The organism is Haloarcula sp. JP-Z28 (genome assembly GCF_011440255.1).
GTDB lineage: Archaea > Halobacteriota > Halobacteria > Halobacteriales > Haloarculaceae > Haloarcula > Haloarcula marismortui.
In genome coordinates this window covers 26,985-42,291 of sequence record NZ_JAAOHT010000004.1, presented here as the reverse complement: position 1 = coordinate 42,291, position 15,307 = coordinate 26,985, and the positions used below count along the sequence as shown (strand labels likewise).

Genomic DNA, 15,307 nt, shown 5'->3' with positions numbered 1-15,307 from the left:
GACGGAACTGACGCCGTAGCCGTCCCATTTTTATCATCGTATGCCCTACCCCGGATGTCGGGAATGTCTCAGAACCACACAGACCGGTCGTCTTCGGAAGACATCGAGTGGTGCTACGATGCTGTCCATCGTGTGTCGCGGACGTTTAGTCTCACAATTTCGGAACTCAACGAACCGATGGCCCGGGACATCTGTCTGGGCTATCTTCTTTGTCGTGTGGCTGACACGATTGAGGACGCCGGCCATCTCCCTCCAGCGGTACAGACCGAACTCTTGCAGACGTATAGTCGCTCGCTCGAACCATCGAGCGGGACGACCGTGTCATCGTTCCACGACGCCGTCGAGGAGTGGATTCCCACGACGACGAACGCTGACTGGGAAGTCGTCGAGAACGCGGGCCGTATCGTCGACGTGTTTCACACGCTTGACGACCACTCCACGCAGACCATCCGCGGGCCGGTCCGGGAGCTCGTCGATGGGATGGCGATGTTCGTCGACCGCTACGCCGACGCCGGTGGGCTTCGAATCAAGACGCTCGACGAACTCGAAGAGTACTGCTGGTACGCCGCAGGCACTGTGGGCACGCTGGTGACCGGGCTGGTTTCCCATGAAGCCACCGACGAGCAGATCGCCCAGATGGAGGAAAACGCCCGCTCCTTTGCCCTGCTGCTCCAGCTCGTCAACGTCGCCAAGGACGCCGCAACGGACATGGAAGAGGAGAACAACGTCTACCTCCCGCTGGAACTACTCCACGAACAGGGGCTTGATCACAGCGACGTGAGCGACACCGGCAACGTCGATTCGCTGGTGCCCGTCATCGAGCAGGTCACCGAGCGAGCAGAGGGCTATCTCGACGACGCACAGGCGTGGCTCGAAGCCATGCCCGAAACCCGCGGTAACACCCTCTCAGCGTGGGCCATTCCGTTCCTGCTCGCGGTCGGGACGATCCGTGAACTACGCGAACGACCCGCCGACGTCATCGAGCAGGGCAACGTCAAAATTTCTCGCGAGGAGGTCCACTCCGTGACACAGCAGTTCGGCGGCGACAACGACCCCTCTATCGGGGAACTGCGGGCCAAAATCCGCCAACAGCCGCTCCACCAGTACTGACGACCACCAGAGACATTCCCTTTTGCAGTCGCGTCCGTGGCCCGGCCATCGTTGCACATACACACGGACAGCGCCCCGCCCTATCGGTGACTGCTGGTCTCCGCCTCGCGTGCGTCGTACTTCTGAACGAGTTCGCGGAGCCACCAGAGCTTCAATCCGCCCATCGCAAGCGTTGCGACTGTGGCGCTGACCGGCCGACGACGCCAGGCAGCGTACAGAGCAACGACCGACGCTAGCGCGCCGCCGGTGTTACAGATGTTCGGGTACCTGAGGCCCATGGTCCCGTTGGCCTGTTCCGCGAGCCACCACCGCTCTGCCAGCACAGCACGGGTCATCCAGGCGTCCTCGGTCTCGGGCGGGGCAAACAGGACTGGATTGACCAGTGTCCACAGGAGGGCCGCAGTCAGGAGCCGCCAGTCCCGCTGATACACTGCGTACACGATGACAGCGCCGGTCGGCACGCGCGACCAGCCGCTCTTTGGATTCGCATGGCGGGTCCAGAACCAATCCCGCACGCTGTCCGCTCGCACTGTTGTCATATATCCAACTCAACGTGGTCGAGGGAAAACGCTACTGCCACTCGAAGCCGGGGACAGAACACTCATGTCCGCCCTGTGTGAACGCCGTCTATGGCCACAGCGGCGTCGGGACTCTCCGAGCCACAGGTACTCGCCCGGACGAAAGACCGGCTGTTTGCGGACCGCGAGGACGCCTACGTCGTCGCGGACACGCAGTTCGCACAGCAACGCTGGCTGGACGACACCCCTATCGAGGCGGCCGTGCAGGCGACGCTCGCGCCGTTCAACCACGTCCGGGTCGGAACGGGCTATCCCGACCTCGTCGGCGTACAGACGCTCTCGACGGACCTGCTGTCCGTCGACCGACTCGGTGACCGGCCGCCGCTGATCGCCATCGAGGCGAAGGGGTACACCGGCAACGGTGGCGTCGACGCTGAGCGCGGGGTCGTGCAGGCCCACGACCGACTCAACGAGGCCAACGTGGCCTTCCTGACCGCGCCACGGAGTGGCATCTCCACTGCCGCGCGGACGATGGCCCGCGAGCTAAACGTCGGCGTGCTGGGCATCGACTCCGATGGCTCAGTCTCGGTCCTCGAACGGCCCCGCGTGGTCGGCCACGGGTCGATGGACGCCGCTTCGGCGATCCGGTTCCAGGCCAGCGCTCAGGGTGTCGCCGACCAGAGTTTCGGACTCAACCACCCGAAGAACTACATTGCGGTGCCGCTGGCCGTCCACCACGAGGGCGACACGCGGGACCTGCTTGCGTCTCACGTGGTCAGAGCCGTCGACGGTGCTCTCGCCGGGGCGGCGTTTCTGAACCTGATCGACACCGGTCAGGGCACGCTCACGCTGACGCCGCTGGGTCGGGAGGTTGTCCGGTTCGCGCTCCGGACAGTCGGCGACATAGACGCCGCACTCCGCCGGTTCGAGGACTGGCAGCGGTCCCGCAAGCGATTCATCGACATCGCGCCACAGTGGGGCCAGCTCGTCCGCCGTGTCGTCTCCGACTATCCGGCCACGGACCTCCTCGTCGACGGGCTCTACGCCTGCCACCGGGACGGCTACGGCTCCCCGTCGCTCGTCGAATTCGTGGCGTACCTCCACGCGCTGCACCCCGAGTTCACCGTCGAACTGTTCCTCCGCGGCGACGAGACCGTCCGCCAGCGGGTGTTGACCGGCGACGGGGAACTCCGCCGCTCGGAACTCACCGACGGCAGCGTCTATCACTCCCCCACTGTGTTCCAACTGAAGGCGATCTACTACCACGCCGGCATCGTGACTGACCGGGGCGCAGAACCCTCGAATCTCGACCCCGAGACGGACGAGTGGGCGCTGTGTGACCCGCTCGCGTAGCGGCGGGCATCCAGGCGCTCCAGTAGCTCTACCGACACATAACGCTGAAGCGTGGGTAGCCCTTACTGTGATACAATGTCTCAGACCCTGGAGCTCCCCAACGGCGATGTCGTTTCGCCCGACGACGTGTTCTGCTACAACGACTACCCCTACCGACTCGTCTGGCTGGATGACGATACCCACGAGTTCGCGCTCTCCCCGCTGTACTGGGGCGACAGCGGCATGGACATCCCGTTCCGCGACCGGGAGGCACTCGTCGACCAGTGGGAAGTCGATTCTCACGGTCAGATGACGGCCGAAGAGTGGGCAGACTGGCTTGACGACGCGACAGAGGACCCCCGCTACAGCGACGACGAGGTCACGTCGCTTGCGGCCGCGCTCCCGACAGAGTGGGACTCCACGGGCGGGGACCCGGACTCCGGCGGCGGAATTCTGGACCGCCTCGGACTGTAAGCGCTGTCGCCGGACTCTGAAAGGTATTAATCCGTTCGTCCTGCAACCCCTGACATGGAACCACTCTGGCTCGCCGCTGGCGGGGCCGCTCTCGCCGTGGGCCTCGCGCTGGCGTTTGCGATTACCCGCCGCTCATCCAGCAGTGCGTCGAAACGCGCCCACGAGGCCGCACAGGAGCGAGAACCGCCGGTCGAACTCGGGGAGACCTACGAGTTCGGCATCACCGAATTCAGTGACCACCACTCCGGCGACCGCGTCGCTGTTGGGAAAGTTGAGGGCTTCGTCCTGTTCACCGAAGACGTGCCGTCGTCGGTGTCAGCTGGCGATGTGATCCGAGCGACGGTGCTGTCGTTCAACCGGGGCCACACCTCCGCCGACGCTCGATTCGTCGAACGCGCCTGAGCGAATTGAGCGTCGGCAGTAGCGGAAGCGAACACAGCCTGGCCGACGCCGACTCGCCAGTCCCGATGTGGATGGAGAAACCGATATGTGCCTACCACGATAAAACAGGGCATGAGCGAATCGGACGGGCAGAGCACGCCACAGGACACCCGGGAGGTCATTATGGAGGCCACCTTTCGGGCGCTGAGCAAGCACGGCTACAAGGACTTGCGGGTCCGGGACATCGGCGAGGAGATGGAGATGTCTCGGCAGGTGATCCACTATCATTTCGACGGCAAGTACGACCTGATATCTTCGTTTCTGGAGTACATTATCGACCAGTACGAGGGCAGTGTCGAAGTCGATGATGAAACCGACCCCCGTACAGAACTCGATGTCCGCATCGACCGGTGCCTGTTCGGTCCGGAATTCGACGACTTCTCACACTGGGACCGGATGAAGGTGTACCACGAGCTGTACGCCTACGCGCAAAACGACGACGAGCACCGGGCGCTGTTCAACGAGCACTACGACCGACTTCGCAAAAGCATCTCCACAGTCATCGAAGACGGAGTCGAGCAGGGCACGTTTCGCGATGTTGACGCTGAACTGATGGGGCAGCTCATCACGGACGTGATTCACGCGGCCCGCGGCCGGCGGATTGCGCTTGGCCACGAGGACGCACCCGACGAGGCCAAGCGGGCCGTCAACGACTTTATTCTCGACTCGCTGTACCCGCCGCAGTAGATTGGGCTGAAAAGGCAGCGTCAGAGGGGGCTAATACCGACGCTGAGCGCCCATGTTCCAGTTGCCGACGCCGCGACGACGAGCGCCCCGCCTGCAAGCGTCACGTTCTTCAGGAAACTGTTCAGTTCGTCCTGCCGGTCCTCGTCCGGCACGGCCCAGAAGTCGTGCATCGCAACCGCCGAGACGATGAGGAACACGGCGAGGGCGACCGCTGCGACGACTGGGAAGACACCCACGGTCACACCGAGCCCGCCAAGGATGAGGAGCCCACCGGACGCGAGGACGGAGAATCTCGGCGCCGGGAGGCCCTTGTACTCGGCGTAGCCGGCCATCTGTTCGGTCTGCGTAAAGTGGCTCAGGCCCGTAAAGGCGAGCACGCCGCCGAAGAGGACACGGCCGGCGACGAGCAACACGACGTTGAGTTCGGGTGCCATCACAAACTCACCACCGAGCCAACGCGGGCGTTTCCAGCAGTGTGATTCGGGATAGTAGCGGAATTCATTGTGGGAGTCGATTCTGGCTGCATCGTTAGAGTTCCGGCACGTCTGACGGCATATCGAAGTCGTGGTAGTACTCGCCTTTCTCTTTCGAGAGAATGTCGAGAACAGCGGCAGCACCGTCACCGGCTGCGATGACCGCCTGCCACTTCTCCGCTCGCCCCATCGCACCGGTCGCGTACACGTTCTCGACCGACGTTTCCATGTCGACAGTCACGTCGACGACATCCTCATCGGTGAACGCACAGCCGAGATCCTCGGCGAGGCTTCGGTCACCACCAGTCGCGAGAACGACGTACTCCGCGGTGTACTCGTCGTCGTCCGTTGTGAGGACAAATCCGTCGTCAGTCTGTTCGATGGCCGTGACTTCTGTCTCGTACAGCGTTGCGCCACGGTCCCGGGCCTGCCCACGGGCAATCGTGAGGAACTCCTCGCCGCTAATTGAGCGCACGGCGGGGTAATTGAACAGGTGCGCCTTGTGCATCCACGACTCGTCCGTATCGAAGGTGATCGTTTCGAGGTCGTTCTTCGCAGCGTACTGTGCCGCACTCAGGCCGGCGGGGCCGCCGCCGACAACTGCTACATCTGCCATGTTACAGGACACGGACCGCCCACAGAAGAGTTTTACCATCTGGTAAAATATAGTCGAAGCCTCACGTCTGGCCCTGACCCACGCGACGCCCTCACTTACAGAACGTACGGTCCGCGCTGTCGAATCGGCTCGCCGTGCGGGCGACCCGAGACGGCGACGACGCGGAGTGAGTCATCGCTCTGGAGCGTCACCGACCGCGTGTCAGTGACCGGCAGCACATCACCCGCAGTGAACGGTTGCCCCTCGACCGTTCCGTCGCCGGCGACACCGTAGAGAAATCCGGACCACCCTTCCGGGACCGACCACGTCCATGTGTCGGCCACGGCGGCATCGAGATACTCCATCGGCGTATGGAGGCTGATCGGTGAGCCCTCGCCGATAACTGTCGTGACCGTCGCGCTGCCCTGCTCCGCCGTCGGCAGCGTGTCGGCCGTCGCATCGCCGTAGTCCGGGTCAGCGTCCTTCTCCGCCTGCGGCAGGTTCACCCAGAGCTGGAGGCCGGTGCAGGCCTGCCCGTCGGCGGGGAATTCGGAGTGGCGTATCCCGCTCCCGGTCGTGATACGCATCGCGTCGTTCTCGTATGCGGTATTTGCAACGCCCAGCGAGTCTTCGTGCTCCATACCACCCTCAATCATGTACGAGACGATCTCGAACCCGCGATGGGGGTGCATCGGAAACCCGTTGTCGGGGTCGATGTAGAACTGCTCGAACAGGACAAACGGGTCCAGATTGTACGGATAGCTGTCCGTCGGAAACGCACGATTCGAATTCACGCCCGTCCCATGCCGGACTTTCTCTCCGGATAGCGGCCCGACAGCCGACGCCCGCGACTCGCTTTCGGTCATACACTTCCTTGTTTACCGAGCGGTAAAAACGGCGTGGCTGCAGCGCAACCGACCGCTATCTAGACTCCCCGTGGCGCTACGACGGTGGTACCAAACTCGTGCTGCGCTCACCGAGGCTAATTCTGGATACTCTGTGTGGCAACTCCGACTTACGAGAATGGTCCCAAACGGTCGTACGCCCCCATTCAAAAGCGTGCAGTGAGCGGATGGGTTGGGGCGGATTCGAACCGTGTGCAGACGTGCTCACTTCGTTGCGCGCGTCTGCCCTGCTTCGAACCTCATTTCGCATAAAGACGCCGATGGCTCCTCACTTGGTTCGTCGCAGTCGGCGTCAGAAGTGGGTTGGGGCGGATTCGAACCGCCGACTTCCTCCGTGTGAAGGAGGTATCATAACCGAACTAGATCACCAACCCAGTGCACTCAACTCTATTCGAGCGCATCCCTTAAGAATTGCTTTCCGACTACGCTTCCTGCTCTTCCGTACCGCGGTACTCGCTGATCTTTTCGCGGGCGTCAGCGATCGCTTCCTCGGCTTCCCCCTCTGCTTTTCCCTGCAGTTCCTTCAGGTCGGCCTTGACGGCCTCCAGTCGGCTGGGTTCCGGCTCTACTTCCTTCCCAGTGAGTTCTTGGAACCGTTCCTCGACCGGTTCGAGTTCCTCTTTGACGCCCTTGGTTGCGGTTTTGCCGGCGCGCTTCAGGTAGTATCGTGCGTCTTCGAAGTGTTTGTTCATATCTGACCCTACGAGAAGGACGAATTTATCATTTGTGCCCGGAAAACAATGAGGAACTACGGGTAACCGAGAGACGACGAGCGGCCACGATGGTAAACGTGTCGCACGGGTACGAACTGTTTTGCGCCACCACCTGCAACGAGGAGATATGTTCACACGGGTGTCGATTCCGACGCCGTTTCAGGTCGGGCCAGTCAATGCATACATCGCGCGACGAACTATCGTCGATCCGGGCCCCGACAGCGAGGAAGCGTGGTCGCGTCTGGTCGAGGCGCTTGAAGCACGCGAGCTGTCGCCGGATGACATCGAGCAGGTACTTGTCACACACCCGCATCCGGACCATTTCGGCATGGCGAACCGGTTTGCCGAGCGAGGGGCGCGTGTCCTCGCCAGCGAACCGGGAGCAGAAATCATGGGCGATTTTGCGGCGCAACTGCACACTGAGCAGTCCTACTTCGCGGATTTCTTCGAGCGCTGCGGTGTCTCACGCGAGACTGCTGAAACTGTCACCCAGCTACCGGAAGCCTTCCTGCCCTACGCTCAGAGCGTCGACACCGACCGCGCGCTCGCGGCCGGTGATACCGTCACCGTCGACGATACAGAACTTACGGTCGACACCGTTCAGGGCCACTCTGCGGGCGAAATAATCTTCTCATATGACTTTCAGGGCCGCCGCGAAGCGGTTGTCGGCGACAACGTGCTGGGTGACATCACGCCCAATCCGTTCCTGCAGGTGCCCGACGAGAGGGGGACGCGCCCGAAGGTGTTACCGGCATTTAACGACTCGCTACGATGGCTCCGCGAGCAGGGTCACGACCGCTTTCTCACCGGCCACCGCGAGCCCGTCGAATCACCGTCGGAACGCATCGACGACATCCTCGCGGAACACGACCAGCGCACCGCGGAGGTCGCCGACATCGTCTCTGGCGGAGCGACGACGCCGAGCGACGTGATGACCGCGCTGTTCGGCGACCTCCCGGCCACAGAGTACTTCGCCGGGATGAGCGAGGCTGTCGGCCACTTGGACGTACTCGAAGTCACTGACCGTGTGGAAAAACGCGAGAGCGGCGGCGTCTTCGTGTACGAATCAGCGTAAGCCGCTGCCGCACTGAACGAACGGGAGAAACGGAACGGAAGTCGGTCCGTTACAGCAACTGCGCGGCCTGGAACGCGATTTCGGAGACGCGGTTGAACCCAGGAACGAGTAGCACCGTCACGATGGCGGCACCCACCACGGCGGTGTACAGCCCCATCGGGTACGACTCAATGGTCCGGCTGCCGGTCGGTTCCTCGATCCACATCGCCTTGACGACGCGAGAGTAGTAGAACAGGCTGAGCGCACTGTTGATGATGAGCGCGGCGGCCAGTGACCACGCGCCGACGTTGAGCGTCGCCGAGAACAGGTAGAACTTCGAGAAGAACCCGCCGCCGATCGGCAGGCCGGCGAGGCTGAACAGGAACACCGTCATCGCCGCGCAGGCGACCGGCGCTTCCTTGCCGAGGCCGTTGTAGTCCTCGAAGCGGCGGCCGACGCCCCAGTACTCGGCCAGCGCAATGAACAGGAACGCGCCCGTGTTCATGAAGCCGTAGACGAGCAGGTGAGACATCCCAGCGCTCAGGCTGAGACTCAGGCCCTCACCGGAACCAGACACGGCGGCGAGTCCGATGAGGACGTACCCGGCGTGACCGACGCTGGAGTAGGCCAGCATCCGCTTGACCGTCTCTTGGGTCGCGGCGGCGAAGTTCCCGATGAACATCGTCGCGATAGCGAGGATCTGGAACGCCATCACCCAGTTGATCGCCCCGCCAGCGGCGAGCAGGTCACCGATGGGGAACGCAACGGCGAACGCGCGGAACGCCAGCACGAAGCCGGCGGCCTTCGACGCCGAGGAGAGGAACGCCGAGATCGGCGCTGGTGCGCCCTCGTATGCCTCGGGGGCCCAGAAGTGGAACGGCACGGAGGCGGTCTTGAACGCGACGCCGCCGATAATCATCAGGATACCGACGCCGAGGATAGCCATCGGGACGGCAGGGTCACCGGACTGGGCCTGTATCGACCCCTCGGAGATGGTCTGGATCGTGCCACTGGAGATAGCGGTTGCGACGCCGTCAAACCGAAGCACGCCCGTTGCAGCGTACACCAGCGAGATGCCGTAGGCCAGCACCGCCGAAGACACCGCGCCGATGAGGAAGTACTTCAGTCCCGCCTCGACGCTGCCCTTGTTCTCCTTGAGGAAGGCGACGAGCGCGTAGGACGGTAGCGACACCAGCTCGAGTGCGACGAAGGCCGTTGCTAGGCTGTTGGCCGCACTGAGGAGGCTCATCCCAGTCGCGGACAGCAGGACCAGCGCGAAGAACTCGGCCTGGTAGCTGTGTTCGGTGATGTAGTCGTAGCTCGCGAGCACGACCAGGGTCGTGACGCTGCCGACGATGGCCATGAAGAACAGGGCCATCTGGTCGACGACGAGCTGGCTGTTGAACAGCGCGACGCCAGTGTTGTCTGCCATCCCAGTCCCGGCGGTGATGAACCACCCGGCGAACCCGAAGGAAAGCAGGGAGCCGAGCACCGAGATACCGGCCAGCAGTCCCGTGTTCGTCGAGTCCGGATCAATCGAGTCCGCTAGCAACAACACCAGAGAGGCGAGGGCCAGCGAGAGTGCCGGAGCAAGCGCCATCCAGTCAGGGAGTGCGACCATCTATGCACCACCTCCGATATCAAGAACCGGTGAAATCGAGTCCTGTATCATACCAAAGGAGAGGTCCGGCGCGACACCGAGTGCGATGACCAGCAGGAGCAACACGGCCAGCGGTGCGACATCGTGGAACGCGGCCGGGCTGACCTCGTAGTCTGTTTCCAGATTGAAACCACCAAACAGCGTGCGCTGCATGGCCCACAGCAGGTAGCCGGCCACGATGACGATGCCAAACATCGCCAGTGAGGTCAGCACCGGTGCAGCCCCACCGAGCGTCGGCGCGTTGAACGAGCCCTGGAAGATGAAGTACTCCCCGGCGAAGCCAGCCATCAGCGGCAGGCCCATGTAGCCGAAGGCGGCGGCGACGAAGATGCCAACCGTCCAGGGCATACGGTCAGCGAGACCGGACATGTCGCCGACCATGCGCGTGTGCGTCGTGTTGTAGATGACACCGACAGACATGAACATCAGCCCCGAAATGAGGCCGTGGGCGATCATCTGGAAGGTCGCCCCGCCCATGCCGTAGGGCGTGAACGCGACTAGACCCAAGATGACGTAGCCCATCGACGAAATCGACGAGTAGGCGACGATGCGCTTGAGGTCGCGCTGTGCCAGCGCGAGCATCGCGCCGTAGATGACGCTGACAACGCCGATAATCGCCAGCGGAACCGCGAGCTGTCGTGCCGTGTCAGCGAGCATCGTGAAGTTGAACCGCAGCAGCGCGTAGGTCCCCATCTTCAGGAGGACGCCGGCCAGCATGACCGACACCGGCGTCGGGGCCTCAACGTGAGCGTCTGGCAGCCACGTGTGCAGCGGGAAGACGGGCACCTTCACCGCGAACCCGAAGAACATCAGGATAAAGGAGATGGTCATCAGGTTCACGCCGGCGATGGTCGGGAGACCGCTTGCGGTGCGGAACGCTTCGGCCATCGCGGGCAGGGACAGTGACGTGAGGTCAGTGCTGAACACGAGCGCGAACAGGCCCGCGAACATGACCAGCGACGCCACGTTCGTGTAGACGAAGAACTTGATCGCGGCGTACTTCCGGCGCGGGCCGCCCCAGACACCGATGAGCAGGTACATCGGGATGAGGACGCCCTCCCAGAAGACGAACCAGAGGAAGAAATCGAGCGCGGAGAACACGCCGATGAGGCTCACTTCCATGAACAGCATCAGCCCGTAGAACTGGGACTGGCGCTCGTCGATGGGCGTCCACGCGGACACGATGGCAAGCGTCGTCAGTACTGTCGTCAGCGCGAGCAGCGGCATACTGATGCCGTCAAGGCCGACGTAGTACGACACTTCCAGCTCACCCAGCGTGATCCACGGGATCTGCTGGCCGAACGCGATGTCGGCGGGCGACAGCAGTGCGTTGCCCGTCCCGCCGTACTGCGTGAGGTACACCCAGTACATGTAGATGCTGCCAAGTGCCGGCACCGCACTGACGGCTGCGGCGAGCTTTCCGGCGTACCGGTCAGGCGAGAGGAACACGAGGCCGGTTCCCAGCAGGGTCACGAGCAGGAGCGCGGCGACCCACATCAGAACCACCCTCCCATGATGCCGAAGGCAGCAAGCAAGAGCACGAGTCCAAGCGTCAGCAGCGTCGCGTAGTTGCTGACGACGCCGGACTGGATGCGTCGGATGCGGCTGCCGCCGAACAGGCTGACGCTGGAGATGCCGTTGACGACACCGTCGACGACACCCTGGTCGAACTTGTTCATCACACGGGCGAGCGGGTAGGTGACACCCGTCGCGAGCCACACCTGATATTCGTCCTGATAGTAGTTGTGCATAAGTAGCGTCTTCAGACCGCCAAGCTTGTCGGTATGCTCAACCGGGTCGGCACCGGCATAGAGGCTCCGGGCGACGAACACACCGGCGAGTGCCAGTCCGAGTGAGAGAGCCGCTGAAGCCAGCAGCGTCCCGGTTTCACCACCCAGCGGATACGCTGGGTCGACGTGGGGCACATTGTGGAGCAGCTCCTCGTAGTGGTGCAGGTCTGTCGAAAGGAGCGCCGGCCAGCCGCCCTCCTCCGGCCCGGTCAGCCATTTGTGGAGGAAGTCGATCTCCGCGCCGGTGAGCTTCTTGACCGGGGCCATGTTGATGAACCCGATGGTCGTTGCGAGGATGCCAAGCACCGTCAGCGGGCCCTTGACGTTCCAGCGGACGGGCTCGGGGTCACGCGCGGTGTCCGAGCGGGCGTCACCGTGGAAGGTCAGGTACACCATCCGGAAGGTGTAGAAGCCGGTGAAGAACACGGCCAGCAGCCCCATCGCGTACGCGACGAGATAGGCTGTGCCGAGACCACCCTCAGTGCCGAAGCCGTGGATAAGCGCCTCGTACAGCACCTCGTCCTTGGACCAGAAGCCGGCGAAGGGAACGATGCCAGCCAGTGCGAGCGAGCCAGCGAGGAACGTCCAGTAGGTCACCGGCATCCGGTCTTTCAGGCCGCCCATGTCCCACATATTCTCGTTGTGGTGCATGGCGATGATGACCGACCCTGCGCCGAGGAAGAGCAGCGCTTTGAACACGGCGTGGGTGGTCAGGTGGAAGACGGCGGCGATGTAGCCACCCGAGCCCAGCGCGAGCATCATGTACCCGTACTGGGAGATGGTGGAGTACGCGAGCACTTGCTTGATTTCCTGTTTGACCAGGCCCATCGTTGCCGCAAACAGTGCGGTGAAGCCGCCGATAAGGGCGATGACGGCCAGTGCCGTCGGCGAAAGCGCGTAGAAGCCGTACATACGCGCGACGAGGTACACACCAGCTGCGACCATCGTCGCTGCGTGAATCAGGGCCGAGACCGGCGTCGGACCTTCCATGGCGTCGGGCAGCCACGTGTGCAGCGGGAACTGCGCGGACTTGCCGACGACGCCGCCAAGCACGAGGAGGCCGAGCACGGTGAACCAGGCCTGTGGGCCCATGCCGACCGTCTCCAGCATCGCGATACCCTCAAGCTCGCCGTCAACGAGAGCGTGTTCGGCAAGCATCGGGAAGCTCTCAGCGACCACTTCGCCGCCCTGCGTAATCGGGGCGAACAGACCGGTACCGAAGGTGGCGAAGATGCCGACGACGCCGATAAGGAAGAAGTAGTCACCGAATCGGGTGACCAAGAACGCCTTCTTCGCGGCGCTCGGCGGGCCGTCGTCGCGGAACCAGAAGCCGATGAGCAGGTACGAACACAGGCCCACCAGCTCGAAGAACATGAACGCCATCAGGAGGTTGTTGGCGACGACGAACCCGAGCATGCTCGCCGTGAACAGGCCGAGCCCGGCGTAATAGCGCGGGAGGCCACTCTCGCCCTCGTCGTTCATGTATCCAAGCGAGAAGATGTGGACGAGGAACGAGATGAGACAGACGATAAGCAGCATGAGCGCCGACAGCGGGTCAAGTAGCAGGCCGAAGTTCAGCCGAAGTGACTCGACGCTTGCGGTCCACGTGTACAGTATCTCGTTGTGGACCTCACCGCCGGCCACCGTTAGCGCGACCCAGATCGACAGCAGGAGCGACCCACCCGTCGCGGTAATGCCTGCGAGCGCACCGCCTTTCGGCATGCGGTCGCCGGCAAACAGCGCGACGAGGAACGATACGAACGGCAGCAGGACAATCGCCGGAGCGTATGTGAATGCAGCCATCTGTTACCACCTCATCGTCGTCGCCTTCGTCACGTCCACGTCTGTGAAGTTGCGGTACAGGACCAGGACGATACCAATCCCGATGGCGACCTCTGCAGCGGCGAGTGCCATCGTGAACAGGCTGAACACCTGGCCGGTGAGGTTCCCGTGTTGCAGCGAGAACGCGACGAGGTTGATGTTCGCAGCGTTCAACATCAGCTCGACGGACATCAGGAAGATGAGCGCGTTCCGTCGCGTGAGGATGCCGAACAGGCCGATACAGAATATGGCCGCCGACAGGAGGAGATACGTCTCAGCCGGAATCACGAGTCGTCACCTCCCGGGCCACCGTCAGCGGCAACGGCCATGTCGTCGTCGTCCGTGGTTTCGACGCCGAGCGTTACCGATTCGCCGGCAACTTCGCGTCGGGCAAGCATGACGGCCCCGACGAGCGCGGCCACCAGCACGATGTCGATGATCTCGAAGGCGACGAGGAACCCTTCACCGGGAACGGCCGTCTCACCCTCGCCCATAATCGCGCTCGGGGCGATATCGAACAGCGCCGCGCCGAGGCTCTTGGTTATCGCCGCTCCCTCGCCAAAGCCCGCTGGTGCGGGAAACGAGACGCCCATGAACACTGCACCGAGAACGACGAACAAGGCGATTGCGGCCAGTCCAGCGACGAAACTCCCCTCCGTCTGTAGTTCGGGTTTTGTGGTCATGGTGTCACCTCGATCACCGACTCGTCCTCGCGGGTCAGCATCACCGCGAAGGTGATGAGAATGAGGACGCCGCCGACATACACCAGGATCTGCATCGTTGCGACGAACGCCGCCTGGTTCATGACGTAAAACACTGCGACGCTGATAAGGGACACGCCCAGTAACAGCGCCGAGTGCCAGACGTCCCGGACTAACACGACGCCCGCAGCGCTGCCCACCGTTACGATAGCGAACAGCGCGAACGCAATTGACTCTGCCAGTGCCATCTTACTTGGAGACTCTTTGCGGCGTCCCTTTGAAGATTCCTCTTTCGTCTCGCCAGTAGAGCCACTGTTTGCCGGGATAACCCCCCAGATTTCGGGGCACTCCCGTCTTGCTGGCGAAAAAGTGTTAAAGAATCCTCATTCACGGTGGCGCATACCGTTACTCCATCCCGACTCGACACTGTAAATCTGGCCTCTCAACGGCTGTGGCCATTCCGAAGAGGCCGGTGCTAGGCAGAATGGCGCAGTCGCTTCGGGTGTATTGATAGAAACCCGCTGAAAGTCCGTCGAAGAATTACTGGTAGTCGACTTCGCCGTCGCCCTCGCCGATCCACGCGCCCCGGTCAGGTTCGCGGGACTCCAGTGGGTCGATATCCTTGTACCACGGCACGTTCTTGAGCTGTTCCTTGTCGTAGGCGAACTCGTCTTTCGTGTCCGCGGTGAACTCGAAGTTCTGGGTCAGCAGGATCGCGTCGGTTGGGCAGACTTCCTCGCACAGTCGGCAGTAGATACACTGGCCGATGTGGAGGTTGTACTGCTCGCCGTTGCGCTGCTCGTCCATCACGATCTGGATGGTGTTGTTCGGGCAGACGTTTTCACACTGCCGGCACCAGATACACCGCTCCTGGCTCCACTTGTGGACGCCGCGGAAGCGGGGACTCACCTCAGGGGCGACGTCCGGGTATTCCACCGTGAACGTCTCCCCGTCGAGGGCGTGTTTCATCGTCGTCGCCATTGATTTCAGGATTCCAATCATGAGAGGTCTCCTCCGGTCGCTCGTGGGTCGG

18 protein-coding genes and 1 tRNA gene are annotated in these 15,307 nt (G+C 62.7%); 6 read left to right on the top strand and 13 right to left on the bottom strand.

The window, feature by feature from the left end; all coding sequences use genetic code 11:
- Positions 1-63 precede the first annotated feature (63 nt).
- Positions 64-1,110, top strand: coding sequence for a phytoene/squalene synthase family protein (locus tag G9463_RS03520; protein WP_004957137.1), 1,047 nt, complete (start codon positions 64-66; stop codon positions 1,108-1,110).
- An 80-nt stretch (positions 1,111-1,190) separates the two neighbouring features.
- On the opposite strand, the gene G9463_RS03515 is transcribed toward G9463_RS03520, so the two are convergent.
- Positions 1,191-1,649, bottom strand: a complete 459-nt coding sequence (locus tag G9463_RS03515) for a DUF6653 family protein (protein WP_007190790.1) — start codon at positions 1,647-1,649, stop codon at positions 1,191-1,193.
- Between the two features lie 90 nt (positions 1,650-1,739).
- Here G9463_RS03515 and G9463_RS03510 point away from each other — a divergent pair, with 90 nt between their 5' ends.
- The 4 genes from G9463_RS03510 to G9463_RS03495 all read left to right on the top strand — a co-directional run bounded on the left by G9463_RS03510 (position 1,740) and on the right by G9463_RS03495 (position 4,562).
- Positions 1,740-2,981, top strand: coding sequence for a hypothetical protein (locus tag G9463_RS03510; RefSeq protein WP_165895969.1), 1,242 nt, complete (start codon positions 1,740-1,742; stop codon positions 2,979-2,981).
- A 75-nt stretch (positions 2,982-3,056) separates the two neighbouring features.
- The gene (locus tag G9463_RS03505) at positions 3,057-3,434 is read left to right on the top strand and encodes a hypothetical protein (RefSeq protein WP_007190792.1); all 378 of its coding nucleotides are present in this window, start codon (positions 3,057-3,059) and stop codon (positions 3,432-3,434) included.
- 54 nt (positions 3,435-3,488) lie between these two features.
- Positions 3,489-3,836 carry a TRAM domain-containing protein gene (locus G9463_RS03500; RefSeq protein ID WP_004957129.1) on the top strand — a complete coding sequence of 116 codons (348 nt, stop codon included), beginning with the start codon at positions 3,489-3,491 and terminating at the stop codon, positions 3,834-3,836.
- A gap of 111 nt (positions 3,837-3,947) precedes the next feature.
- Positions 3,948-4,562: a TetR/AcrR family transcriptional regulator gene (locus G9463_RS03495; protein WP_004957127.1), complete on the top strand. Its 615-nt coding sequence runs from the start codon at positions 3,948-3,950 to the stop codon at positions 4,560-4,562.
- A gap of 20 nt (positions 4,563-4,582) precedes the next feature.
- On the opposite strand, the gene G9463_RS03490 is transcribed toward G9463_RS03495, so the two are convergent.
- From G9463_RS03490 to G9463_RS03470, 5 genes are all read right to left on the bottom strand, one after another.
- Positions 4,583-4,996 (bottom strand): DoxX family membrane protein, encoded by a 414-nt coding sequence (locus tag G9463_RS03490; protein WP_007190793.1) that lies wholly within the window; start codon positions 4,994-4,996, stop codon positions 4,583-4,585.
- Between the two features lie 94 nt (positions 4,997-5,090).
- The gene (locus tag G9463_RS03485; protein ID WP_049939154.1) at positions 5,091-5,651 is read right to left on the bottom strand and encodes an NAD(P)/FAD-dependent oxidoreductase; all 561 of its coding nucleotides are present in this window, start codon (positions 5,649-5,651) and stop codon (positions 5,091-5,093) included.
- 95 nt (positions 5,652-5,746) lie between these two features.
- A complete protein-coding gene (locus G9463_RS03480) occupies positions 5,747-6,496 on the bottom strand; it encodes a pirin family protein (protein WP_165895968.1) in 750 nt (249 codons plus the stop codon).
- Positions 6,497-6,834: 338 nt separating this feature from the next.
- Positions 6,835-6,909: transfer RNA gene (locus tag G9463_RS03475), tRNA-Val, on the bottom strand.
- 48 nt (positions 6,910-6,957) lie between these two features.
- Positions 6,958-7,227, bottom strand: a complete 270-nt coding sequence (locus tag G9463_RS03470; protein ID WP_165895967.1) for a hypothetical protein — start codon at positions 7,225-7,227, stop codon at positions 6,958-6,960.
- 148 nt (positions 7,228-7,375) lie between these two features.
- Here G9463_RS03470 and G9463_RS03465 point away from each other — a divergent pair, with 148 nt between their 5' ends.
- Complete coding sequence (locus tag G9463_RS03465; RefSeq protein WP_165895966.1) at positions 7,376-8,323, top strand: MBL fold metallo-hydrolase; 948 nt, start codon at positions 7,376-7,378, stop codon at positions 8,321-8,323.
- Positions 8,324-8,372: 49 nt separating this feature from the next.
- Here G9463_RS03465 and G9463_RS03460 read toward each other — a convergent pair whose 3' ends face one another.
- From G9463_RS03460 to G9463_RS03430, 7 genes are all read right to left on the bottom strand, one after another.
- Positions 8,373-9,923 carry an NADH-quinone oxidoreductase subunit N gene (locus G9463_RS03460; RefSeq protein WP_007190797.1) on the bottom strand — a complete coding sequence of 517 codons (1,551 nt, stop codon included), beginning with the start codon at positions 9,921-9,923 and terminating at the stop codon, positions 8,373-8,375.
- Complete coding sequence (locus G9463_RS03455; protein ID WP_165895965.1) at positions 9,924-11,459, bottom strand: NuoM family protein; 1,536 nt, start codon at positions 11,457-11,459, stop codon at positions 9,924-9,926. It abuts the gene before it with no gap.
- Positions 11,459-13,555, bottom strand: a complete 2,097-nt coding sequence (gene nuoL / locus G9463_RS03450) for an NADH-quinone oxidoreductase subunit L (RefSeq protein ID WP_165895964.1) — start codon at positions 13,553-13,555, stop codon at positions 11,459-11,461. Before nuoL ends, G9463_RS03455 begins: the two co-directional genes overlap by 1 nt.
- 3 nt (positions 13,556-13,558) lie before the next feature.
- Entirely contained in the window at positions 13,559-13,861 is a 303-nt protein-coding gene (nuoK, locus tag G9463_RS03445; RefSeq protein WP_004591676.1) for an NADH-quinone oxidoreductase subunit NuoK, read from the bottom strand.
- Positions 13,858-14,256, bottom strand: coding sequence for a hypothetical protein (locus tag G9463_RS03440; protein WP_004957109.1), 399 nt, complete (start codon positions 14,254-14,256; stop codon positions 13,858-13,860). The genes nuoK and G9463_RS03440 overlap by 4 nt, the downstream gene beginning before the upstream one ends.
- Positions 14,253-14,522, bottom strand: coding sequence for an NADH-quinone oxidoreductase subunit J (locus G9463_RS03435; RefSeq protein WP_004518193.1), 270 nt, complete (start codon positions 14,520-14,522; stop codon positions 14,253-14,255). The genes G9463_RS03440 and G9463_RS03435 overlap by 4 nt, the downstream gene beginning before the upstream one ends.
- 292 nt (positions 14,523-14,814) lie before the next feature.
- On the bottom strand, positions 14,815-15,276 hold the full coding sequence (locus G9463_RS03430) for an NADH-quinone oxidoreductase subunit I (RefSeq protein ID WP_004518194.1): 462 nt from the start codon (positions 15,274-15,276) through the stop codon (positions 14,815-14,817).
- Positions 15,277-15,307 lie beyond the last annotated feature (31 nt).

Coding starts and splice junctions, on each gene's coding strand:
- G9463_RS03465 (WP_165895966.1), top strand. CDS start 7,376: ATGTTCACACGGGTGTCGATTCCGACGCCGTTTCAGGTCGGGCCAGTC.
- G9463_RS03490 (WP_007190793.1), bottom strand. CDS start 4,996: ATGGCACCCGAACTCAACGTCGTGTTGCTCGTCGCCGGCCGTGTCCTC.
- G9463_RS03485 (WP_049939154.1), bottom strand. CDS start 5,651: ATGGCAGATGTAGCAGTTGTCGGCGGCGGCCCCGCCGGCCTGAGTGCG.
- G9463_RS03515 (WP_007190790.1), bottom strand. CDS start 1,649: ATGACAACAGTGCGAGCGGACAGCGTGCGGGATTGGTTCTGGACCCGC.
- G9463_RS03500 (WP_004957129.1), top strand. CDS start 3,489: ATGGAACCACTCTGGCTCGCCGCTGGCGGGGCCGCTCTCGCCGTGGGC.
- G9463_RS03435 (WP_004518193.1), bottom strand. CDS start 14,522: ATGGCACTGGCAGAGTCAATTGCGTTCGCGCTGTTCGCTATCGTAACG.
- G9463_RS03460 (WP_007190797.1), bottom strand. CDS start 9,923: ATGGTCGCACTCCCTGACTGGATGGCGCTTGCTCCGGCACTCTCGCTG.
- nuoL (WP_165895964.1), bottom strand. CDS start 13,555: ATGGCTGCATTCACATACGCTCCGGCGATTGTCCTGCTGCCGTTCGTA.
- G9463_RS03520 (WP_004957137.1), top strand. CDS start 64: ATGTCTCAGAACCACACAGACCGGTCGTCTTCGGAAGACATCGAGTGG.
- G9463_RS03510 (WP_165895969.1), top strand. CDS start 1,740: ATGGCCACAGCGGCGTCGGGACTCTCCGAGCCACAGGTACTCGCCCGG.
- G9463_RS03495 (WP_004957127.1), top strand. CDS start 3,948: ATGAGCGAATCGGACGGGCAGAGCACGCCACAGGACACCCGGGAGGTC.
- G9463_RS03470 (WP_165895967.1), bottom strand. CDS start 7,227: ATGAACAAACACTTCGAAGACGCACGATACTACCTGAAGCGCGCCGGC.
- G9463_RS03455 (WP_165895965.1), bottom strand. CDS start 11,459: ATGTGGGTCGCCGCGCTCCTGCTCGTGACCCTGCTGGGAACCGGCCTC.
- G9463_RS03440 (WP_004957109.1), bottom strand. CDS start 14,256: ATGACCACAAAACCCGAACTACAGACGGAGGGGAGTTTCGTCGCTGGA.
- G9463_RS03430 (WP_004518194.1), bottom strand. CDS start 15,276: ATGATTGGAATCCTGAAATCAATGGCGACGACGATGAAACACGCCCTC.
- G9463_RS03505 (WP_007190792.1), top strand. CDS start 3,057: ATGTCTCAGACCCTGGAGCTCCCCAACGGCGATGTCGTTTCGCCCGAC.
- G9463_RS03480 (WP_165895968.1), bottom strand. CDS start 6,496: ATGACCGAAAGCGAGTCGCGGGCGTCGGCTGTCGGGCCGCTATCCGGA.